This is a genomic window from Oscillibacter sp. PC13, assembly GCF_900115635.1.
Lineage (GTDB): Bacteria > Bacillota > Clostridia > Oscillospirales > Oscillospiraceae > Oscillibacter.
Genome location: NZ_FOXE01000025.1, coordinates 25,877 through 33,413, shown reverse-complemented (window position 1 = coordinate 33,413; position 7,537 = coordinate 25,877). Strand labels below are relative to the sequence as shown.

The following is a 7,537-nucleotide window of genomic DNA, read 5'->3' as shown; positions in this document are numbered from 1 at the left end:
ATATGGCATTCAAGACGAGAGAAGGCTACTACGCAGACCTGCGGGCGATGCGGCCGAATGTATTCAAGAATGGACATTTTATCGAGGATTTGGTGACAGATCCTGCGACAAAGGGCCTTGTGGAGAACGAGGCAAAGGCATATGACCTGCTGCAGGATCCGCAGTATGATGGAATCCTGAAGGCAAAGTCCTCGCTGACAGGGAACGAAGTGGTGCGTTGGCTGACGCTGAATACAGAGGGCGCAGAGTCTCTGAAGAAGAGCGTGGAGATGAAGCGGTTCTTCTTCCAGCAGGTGGGCACGTGTATGGCAGGCATCTGCGTGGGACACAACATCATGAACGTGCTGTGGTCTGTTACATATGACATTGACAAGGAAAAAGGCACGGAATATCATGAGCGTCTGAAGAACTGGATTATCAACACGGAGAGCAAGGGCTACAAGGTAGCGGGCGCACTGACGGACGCGAAGGGTGACCGGACGAAGTCTGCAAGCCAGCAGGAGAACCCGGATGCAAACGTGCATGTGAAGGAAATCCGTCCGGACGGCATTGTGGTAAGCGGAACGAAGACGATGATTGCGCATGCCGCGGCGTGCCAGGAGATTTTCGTGAGCCCAGGTACAGGGTATAAGGAAGCGGACAAGGATTATGCGGTTGCATTCGTGGTGCCGAGAGACATCGAGGGCCTGACGATTGTACAGACAGACGCCAGCGAAGGGCGTCAGGGCTGGGACGACATGAAGTACGCGGACCAGTCTTCGTATCTGATTTTCGAGGATTGCTTTGTTCCGAACGAGCGGGTGTTCCTGTGCGGAGAGTATGAGCACTCTGGAGATGCCATCAACCGGTTTGTGGGCAACTACCGTGCGTGCATCGGCAGCTGCGTGGCAGGACAGGGAGACATCATGATTGGCGCGGCGATGCTGATGGCGCGGGCAAACGGCCTGTCCACGAAGGTATTCAAGGACAAGATGATGGACATGACGATCATCAGCGAGACGGTGTGGAGCCTGGGCTTGGGGGCAATGCTGGCCGGTAAGGAGCATGAGTCAGGTGTCTTCTTTGCAGATCCGAAGCTGGCCTGTGTGAACAAGGCGCAGGCGGGCAAGAAGTATGCGGAGCTGCGTCAGATTCTGCAGGACATCGGCGGCGGCATTGCGGAGACGGGGTGCTTCCCGAACTACACGGACTGCATGGATCCGGTGATTGGGCCGAAGGTAATGGCGGCAATCAAGGCGAACCCGGCAGTGAGTGCGGAGACGAGAGCGCGTGCGGCACGCCTGAGCGAGTGGTACGCAAGAGCAGGTGGCCTGCTGGCGTTCACCCACGGCGGTGGTTCCCCCGACGGTGCGAAGCTGGTCATTCGTGCAACGACACCGTATGAAAAGTATGCGGAGCTGGCGGCTGACATTGCCGGCATCACCGAAAAGGTGGAAGACCCTAAGAAGTAACGTAGGCCTCCCCTGCAAGACAGCTCCCAACTGCCTGCGGGCAGCTGGGAGCTGTCTTCCTCTGCGTGTTATAGAAAATCATATTTCACATTATTTTTGCGGTATATGGCTTCTCTGGAGCGATGTCTGAAATTTTGACCGCACCGCGGAGCGGCGCAGGATATCTTTATATTATATTGTAAAACCTCATGCGCCGTGACGGCACCACCGCGATAGAAGGCAAAGCCGATGGCGCATGAGGTTTCGCACATGTAGGCCGTCCCCGGCCCACGCGCTGAAATTCGGGCCGTGCCGTCCGAGACGGCACATGGCCATTTTGCTATGTTTTTGTATAATCATTTAATAGATTTCCAATTATCTCTTTAGGTTTTCTTATATGCCGGTATAGCCCGTAACTTCGGGCTTTTCCGGCACTTTTCCTATCGGAAGAACCTCACAAACGTTCTTATTACCCTTCATGTTTTCGCTCTCAAACGTAGTACAAACAGTAGTACATTCTGCGCATTCTATGCGGCTTGGGCTTCCTGGGCGCTCTCTGACGCTGGCTGCGTGTTGACGGTTGCGCTGGTCTGTGCCTGAGCTTGCAGCCGTTCCATTTCCTCCTGTGCGGAATGGAACGTGGCGTGAGCGTAATAGTTCAACGTCATAACGATATTGGCATGCCCCATGATGTACTGTAATGCCTTTGGGTTCATGCCTGCGTTTGCCATTCTGGTACAGAATGTATGCCGCATGGTGTGCGGCGTCATGACCTCCGGCAGCGGTTCCTTATGGAACTTGTTGAACTTCTTAGCAAGGCACTGAAACATGGCATCATAGTGGACAGCCACTTTCGGCAGTCCATCCCGGTTTAAGAACAGGAAGCCCTTATATCCGTCCACCACAACGCCTTTGCCATCCTTTCGCCTGTGCAGCACGCGCTGAAATGCTTTGTAGGCTGCTGCGCTCATAGGCACCTGGCGATAACCGCTGTCGGTCTTTGGCGCTTCGATGTAGTAGCCGTCCTCGGTGCTTCTCAAAAGCTGGTGGTCTACATTCACAAAGCGCTTTTCAAAATTCAGGTCGGCAGGTGTCAGGCCGCAGAGTTCGGAAACACGAAGCCCGGTTTCCAGCAGAATCAATACCTCGTCATAATACTTGGCATAAACGGGGTCACTCTGCATGAAGTCCAAAAGCTCCTTTTCCTGTTCAGGGGTAAGCGGCACCTTTGGTACGGTATCGTCGTTGATAACCTCATTGATCTGGAAGTCAAAGGGGTTCTTGCGGAGGCAATCGTCCTGTACGGCCATGTAAAAAATGGCTTTCAGGGAACGCTTGCCGTTGCAGATGGTGTGATAGGCCACGCCCTTTTCCTGCATACGCAAGGCCCATTCTTTGGCGTCAGACAGCTTCACGCTGTCGATGCTGGCCCCTCCGATTTTATCCTCGGACAGAAGTTTCATTAACTGCTGGCGGCTCTTATGGGTTCCCCGTTTCACATTGCCCCGCTGCCGGATATACTTTTCATATAGCTGGCACACGGTCATTTTCTTACCGATGGTGTCAATCCCATCGTCAAGGTCTTTTTGTATCTGCTTGATTTTCTCACGCAGAGAAATATCCGGGCGTTTTCCGGCAGGGATTTTGTCCGTAGGGACTAACTTCCATGAGTACACAAACTTCGGTTCTCCAAAGGTATCCGTATATTTGTAGGCGTATCTTCCGTCTGTTCGCTGGCTCTCTCCAGATTTCAAAAGGCGGCCTTTGCTGTCCCGCCTTTTTTCATCTCGTTCTTTTTTTGACATTTCGTCATGCTCCTTTCCATGACGGAAAGAGCCTTGACACGCTTTAAGAGTATTATAGCATAGTCAAGGCTCTTTTTCACTAGATTGTGTCAAGAGAATCAATGATTTTTTCAAATTTTTGCCGTTTGATCTGGATGCGGTTGCCGTTCAAAATCACCCAGCCAGCGGATGGGTTTTCCTCGGCAAGCCGACGCAGTTTGTTTTCTCCAATGCGAAAATATTTCGACGCTTCCTCAATGGTAAGCGTATACTTTTCCCAAATAGGCACATCGTTATTACTCATAATATGGCCTCCTTCTGTTCAAAGCAAAGGTTCCTTGTAAATGTGGGCAAAACACGGACGGCTGGCGGCCCAGCTCCACGGGCTTTTCACCCCCGTGTGGTTCTCACACGGCCCTACCCATTGCCTGTGACGCTTTTAACGCTCGGACTGTGGCTGTAAGGGAGTATCATTGTCCTGCCTGCACGTCATCGCCCATAAGCAGCTACGCTTATTTTGCGGCTGGGTGGTTGTCGCTCCGCTGTTTTCGTAGAAACCAGCATCATGGCGCACCCGCCGTCCGGCTCGGTGTAGACAGAATGTGTCCGTATGCCCTATGACGCGCCGCCATTGTCCTGCGGGCGTATTTGTCAAGGTACATACATCAGCCACCGAGCCGGCGGAAATGCGGAAAGAGAGTAATAAGACATTTCCGTTACCGTGGCCGGGTCGTTACTTCAAGGCAACGATGATGGAATGAATGAGCTTGATTTCCAAACGGTGCTTCATATACTCGTCCACGCACACATAGGGGATGCCGTTGCTGTCATACAAGGTGCGGATGCAGAGCTTGTTTATGTAGTCCTCATAGTACCGCAGCACTTGCTCCATAGCCATTGCATCCCCAGCGTGGGCAGCTTCCATCACCGAAAGGGGAAGAAGCTCTCTGCCGTTGAATGTAGGTTCCTTCATCCGCGTTTACCTCCCTCTGGCATGAACGCCATCAATTTCATACGCAACTGTTTCAGGGTCCTTGTCCTGTGACGCTGTACGGCGCTGCGGGACATTCCCATGAGGCTGCCGATTTCTCCGTCTGCCAAATCCAGAACACAGTGCAAAATCAAAATGCTTTGTTCCTGTTCCGGCAGGCTGGCGAACGCCTCGGCTACAAGCTCGTTGTCGATCAGCAGGTCATACCCATACGACGAAAAAACGTAGCTGTCGCTGGGGTAATCATCCACGACTGAGAGCTTGTCCATTTCCTCTTGTGTCAGAGCATCCAGCGACTTTTCACGTTCGCGGCGATGCGCCATCTCCGACCAGTAGCTTTTAGCCTCATTGCGGAGTACCGCTTTGCAGAAAGCATCATAGCGGTGCCGCAGGATAAAATCATTGCGGGGGATCGTTTCCATCTTTTCACCCCCTTTCTGTGGGGGATTTCGGTGGTTTTCTCCCTTTCCGCCAAAGTTACTGTTGAAAGGCCTCCAGCTACCCGCCAAACACCACTTTTTTAAAAAAATTTTGAAAAAGTGTTTGACCGATAGAGCGGGCCGAAGGAAATAACAAAATTCGCCCGGAAGGGCATAAACCCTCCGGGCGAACAAAAAAATAGTATGATATTTTATTGCATACGCAAATTCATGGTTCCGGCCACATTTCCCACGGGCCGGGGGATGTTTTTTTTAACGGTGTTACTCCCATTTCCGTTGGTCGACATCCCGTTCTACACATGACGGCTCCCTCCTGAAACCGCCAATGGGATCAGCGTTAGGGGGAATTGCTCCCATCCAATACCTTACGAACCGCGGTGTGGTTGCTCGGGGCGATCCGGCTGATGTAATGACGGCCTGATTGCGCAACGTTCCTTTGGTTTGATGTTCCATCTTTCACTTTCTCCATTTTTTTAGAAAATAACTTCGATACAAAATCCAAGGACAACAAACAGTAAAATGCTGATAATCGTTCCAACTCTCGTCATGATCTGATACTTTGTAAACTTCTTATTTCGCACAAATGTAATCCCTCGCATTCTCAATAAATGTATCTAATATCAATTCGCAATCTGTAAACTTGTATTGTCTTGCACTTTCTATATCTTGATTTAAGAAAATAAAACCGATGCATTTATCGTAGGTTCCAAGATAATCAAAAACAGATTGTATGTATTCATTGCGAACTTCATCACTGGTGCTATGCTCCGCGATCTCTCCAAAAATAATTGGCTTATTATATGCTTCCAAATAGTCTCTTTGACCTTCATTTTCATAGAATTGCTGAAAACTCTCACGGGAATCCAATGTGTTATTCAATGTCAATCCGACATAATCAACATACTCATCACCTGGATAATATTTCGTTGTGTATTCGTCTGCCCTGTTGGGAGACCATACCCACTTAACATTGGGAGCATATTCCCTACCCAAGTTCACAATGTGAACCCAAGCGTTTACATATGCGTGAGCATCATCTGTTTGCCAACTGTACCAACCAGATTTGTAAGAGGGCCTCATTTCCATTTCATGCGCTAATCGAACAAAAAGTTCTGTATTGGCTCTGTTATCCGAAGAGAGTTTCTTAAAATATTCAATAATTAAATCATCATAATACCCGTCAGAAACCAATTTTAAGTCCCAGTCGGTAGGCTGCAAAGTGATAAACGCTATATATTTATTGTCGTCTAAACATAAAGAAATCTTGTAATCACTTGTCTGATCAAAACGATCAAACCAAGCTAAAGTATTGATGCTGTCAGCTAAAACATCAGTCTCTTCGGGGCCTTGAACATAAACGCCCAAATATCTTTGTCCCTCTGTAATAGGATAATATTCAGACTCGACAACTGAGGATTCTGTTACAATAGATTCCGTAGTTGGTTCTTCCAGTGTAGCTTGACTATTACTCGGAGCCTCAATAGACGCAATGCTGTCAGAGCCATCGGCCTTCTCGGTATCGACAGGCTGTTCGTTGCAACCAACCCATAATATAAATATAGCAGCCGCGAATATACAAATGCAATTAAGGAACTTCCACTTTATCATTGTCCTCCTCCAATTTCCGGGTGCCCCATTCCATATCGTCAGAGCAGAGCATAAGGCCTAGCAATCGGATAGGAACCATGACAACAGTTAAAACAAGGATGAATACTGGAAGCAGTAATGTATAATACCACTTCACACTTCTCATAACCTTAATATTTCGTGAACCAAAACTAATGATACAACCAAGAAGAATAAAGAGAATGATCTGCCACCATGGAGCGGTATATGCCAATGTTGGAATCGCGCAGCCAAGTATATTTAACACCTTGCAAATTATAGTATTGGCATAAACGCTAACCAGCATCATCGGACTAATCATATCTGACCAGTAAATAAAGCACATCAGCTTGGCGTTTTTTAACATCCAAGGAGTCATTCTCAGATTGTTATACTGTGAACCTTCCGACCATCTTAACTGCTGCCTGATAAATTTTTTCCATTCGGTGGGCGCATCTGTATAAATTACTGAGGTGTCTTGCATAACTGTTTTGTACCCCTTTCGGAGCGTCAGGTTTGTGAGGCTTCTGTCATCGGATACTTCTTTGTGAAATCCCATGAATGTCTCATTCATAAAGTCATACATCACATCTATCAAAATCTGAGTACGGAAAGCAATTGTCCTGCCGGGAAGGCAGCCCACTTTGCCTGTAACGCTCATTGCTTTCATCGTTCCTTCAGCTCTGATCTCTTCAAGCAAATTTGCAAACATGGTTACGAGTTTGCGGTCAGGATCAAGTATTTTCTGTCTGGTTGTAACACCGCCAATTTTTTGATCACAAGCAAAAGGCTTCAGCAACTCGGACAAAGTATCCTCTGTCCATACCGTATCACTATCCACAAGCACTGTTATATCGGAATTCGGATTAATGTGCTCCATTGCCACACGGATCCCATTTCTCTTACCGGCAACAGGTGTATAATAATGCTGAACAGGAGTAAAGCAAATTGGTAAATTCCTGTTGAAATCTACACACAGGTTTTCAAGCCCCTCGTTTTTTGGCCCATTAATGACAACTATAATCTCAGACGGATTCTGGCGTGCTATTTTCATCAGAACACTATAAAATAGATCTAATGGTTCGTCAACGACTGGGATCAGCACCGATGTAAAATAATTTATTTCTTTATCTTCATAATCATATGGCTTATATCGAATAGCATGGAAAAATACTATTCCCCATCGAATGAAAATGAATGCGAAGAAAAACATAAAGAGGTGAAGGTTATGAGTTTTGATATAATCCTCGACCATCAAGAAAAATGTGTACATTACAATCACCGCCT

The 7,537-nt window shown here is 48.0% G+C and carries 7 protein-coding genes; 1 reads left to right on the top strand and 6 read right to left on the bottom strand.

Features of this window, described 5'->3' with window-relative positions:
• The coding region (locus tag BMZ81_RS13030) for a 4-hydroxyphenylacetate 3-hydroxylase N-terminal domain-containing protein (RefSeq protein ID WP_091132808.1) at positions 1–1,451 on the top strand (1,451 nt) is incomplete at its 5' end.
• A gap of 506 nt (positions 1,452–1,957) precedes the next feature.
• Here BMZ81_RS13030 and BMZ81_RS13025 read toward each other — a convergent pair.
• The 6 genes from BMZ81_RS13025 to BMZ81_RS12985 all read right to left on the bottom strand — a co-directional run bounded on the left by BMZ81_RS13025 (position 1,958) and on the right by BMZ81_RS12985 (position 7,523).
• Positions 1,958–3,235, bottom strand: coding sequence for a site-specific integrase (locus tag BMZ81_RS13025; RefSeq protein WP_003525484.1), 1,278 nt, complete (start codon positions 3,233–3,235; stop codon positions 1,958–1,960).
• A gap of 79 nt (positions 3,236–3,314) precedes the next feature.
• Complete coding sequence (locus BMZ81_RS13020; protein WP_002566648.1) at positions 3,315–3,518, bottom strand: excisionase; 204 nt, start codon at positions 3,516–3,518, stop codon at positions 3,315–3,317.
• A 429-nt stretch (positions 3,519–3,947) separates the two neighbouring features.
• Positions 3,948–4,187, bottom strand: coding sequence for a helix-turn-helix domain-containing protein (locus BMZ81_RS13005; protein ID WP_002566649.1), 240 nt, complete (start codon positions 4,185–4,187; stop codon positions 3,948–3,950).
• Positions 4,184–4,627, bottom strand: a complete 444-nt coding sequence (locus tag BMZ81_RS13000) for an RNA polymerase sigma factor (protein ID WP_002566650.1) — start codon at positions 4,625–4,627, stop codon at positions 4,184–4,186. The genes BMZ81_RS13005 and BMZ81_RS13000 overlap by 4 nt, the downstream gene beginning before the upstream one ends.
• Before the next feature lie 588 nt (positions 4,628–5,215).
• Positions 5,216–6,253, bottom strand: a complete 1,038-nt coding sequence (locus tag BMZ81_RS12990) for a glycosyl hydrolase (protein ID WP_002566652.1) — start codon at positions 6,251–6,253, stop codon at positions 5,216–5,218.
• A complete protein-coding gene (locus tag BMZ81_RS12985; RefSeq protein ID WP_003525488.1) occupies positions 6,231–7,523 on the bottom strand; it encodes a glycosyltransferase family 2 protein in 1,293 nt (430 codons plus the stop codon). The genes BMZ81_RS12990 and BMZ81_RS12985 overlap by 23 nt, the downstream gene beginning before the upstream one ends.
• Between the last annotated feature and the right edge of the window lie 14 nt (positions 7,524–7,537).

What these genes read in the sequence shown, in the direction of transcription:
- BMZ81_RS13000 (WP_002566650.1), bottom strand. Translation starts at nt 4,627, where the DNA reads ATGGAAACGATCCCCCGCAATGATTTTATCCTGCGGCACCGCTATGAT.
- BMZ81_RS13005 (WP_002566649.1), bottom strand. Translation starts at nt 4,187, where the DNA reads ATGAAGGAACCTACATTCAACGGCAGAGAGCTTCTTCCCCTTTCGGTG.
- BMZ81_RS12990 (WP_002566652.1), bottom strand. Translation starts at nt 6,253, where the DNA reads ATGATAAAGTGGAAGTTCCTTAATTGCATTTGTATATTCGCGGCTGCT.
- BMZ81_RS13020 (WP_002566648.1), bottom strand. Translation starts at nt 3,518, where the DNA reads ATGAGTAATAACGATGTGCCTATTTGGGAAAAGTATACGCTTACCATT.
- BMZ81_RS12985 (WP_003525488.1), bottom strand. Translation starts at nt 7,523, where the DNA reads ATGTACACATTTTTCTTGATGGTCGAGGATTATATCAAAACTCATAAC.
- BMZ81_RS13025 (WP_003525484.1), bottom strand. Translation starts at nt 3,235, where the DNA reads ATGTCAAAAAAAGAACGAGATGAAAAAAGGCGGGACAGCAAAGGCCGC.